The organism is Geobacillus sp. CAMR5420 (genome assembly GCF_000691465.1).
GTDB lineage: Bacteria > Bacillota > Bacilli > Bacillales > Anoxybacillaceae > Geobacillus > Geobacillus thermoleovorans.
In genome coordinates, this window is record NZ_JHUS01000073.1 from 1 (window position 1) to 1,490 (window position 1,490).

The 1,490-nt window shown below is 44.2% G+C and carries 1 pseudogene; it reads left to right on the forward strand.

Annotated features, from left to right (window positions below):
- Positions 1 to 248 precede the first annotated feature (248 nt).
- Positions 249 to 743, forward strand: a pseudogene (locus DI44_RS0117440) (winged helix-turn-helix domain-containing protein).
- The last annotated feature ends 747 nt before the right edge of the window (positions 744 to 1,490 follow it).

The window sequence follows — 1,490 nt, forward strand, 5'->3', positions numbered from 1 at the left end:
CTATACCTATATTTTAATATCCCTTCTGTGTCTTAAAACACTTAATTCAAAAAAGTGTTTATCCACCAGACTCTCGGCATACTCGGCATTATATACTGGCTTGAACATTAATACAAAACCGTGGAAATTCTTTATTACAGCTTATATACCTTAACTATATAGGTGCACATTAAAACATTAACGTTCATATAAGTGATTTCCGCTCTAGTTATACTGCTCCTAAACATCCCAAAAGGAGCGGGAATAACATGAAACGATTGAAAATCACTAATGATCTCGATGGACGTCACGAACACTTCGTTAAGAAGAGCGAAAAATCAAAAATATTCCCCTATGTTAACGCGTCATGGCCGTTCACCTCGTCATGGAAGGTTATCTGAACAAAGAGATCGCTTCCATGCTCAATCTGTGCTGCCAAAGTGAGGCGTTTTATGTATCCCTATTCAACGAAGGCGGGATCGATCTACTGCTCGATCGGAAACATCTGCCGGGCCGGGAACCGTTTCTAACGGCGGAACAGCAACAGGAACTGAAACAAATCATTTTGATCCACACACCAGCCGAACTCGGTTGGGACATTTCTTCTTCTTGGAATATGTGGATCATTCAGTCTTATACTCGAGAGCGCTACGTGGTCACCATGTCCCAAGAAGGGATTCGTAAACTTTTATTTACATCGAATGGGACTCTCTTGGAATTGGCTCACCTATACATCGGCGAAAGGCGATACCGAACCACGATAAGCGTTTGAGAAACAAATGGAACTTATAAAAAACTGATTGATCCCAACACTGTTATTTTATATGTCGATGAGGCCCACGTCCGGCCCTATCAAGTCTTGCGGGCCACTTGGTCAGAAGCTGGCCGGCAAAAACAGGTGCCCACTTATGGCATCATGCCTACGTTTCTCTATTGGGTGTGGTGAATATCCTTAATGGAGACACCGTTCTTCACCGAGCGACAACTAGGAATGCCACGACGTTTTTGGATTTTTTAAAGACTCTGGAGAGCCGTTTATCCAGACAAGCTGATCGTGCCGGTGCTCGACAATGCACGCATCCACCATACTAGAATGGCCAAAGATTTCTTGCCACAAGAGGGAGATTTAGTTTCACTTTATCTTGTTGCCTCCGTACTCCCCATAGCTGAATCCCATCGAACGCGTGTGTAAATAGCTCAAAGACGCGGTCATTGCGAATATGTTTCACAATGACCAAATGTATATTGATGACGTCATTGCTCGGTTTATGGGTTACATTGATCAACACCCCAAAGACGTGTTTCGACGTTGAAGGGTATGGTGTGAGTAAAATATTTGTGGGTGACATTCCGAAATGATCCCCGACGAGGGTTGCGAACTTTTGTTCGCGACGCTCGTCGGGGCCACCAAGCGAAGCGCGGTAGAAAAAAGCAAATGTCGTGAAAAAAGGACTCTCTCCCTGCTATGATGGTGATTGTCAACATCAACCGAAAACAGGAGGGAGAGAGTC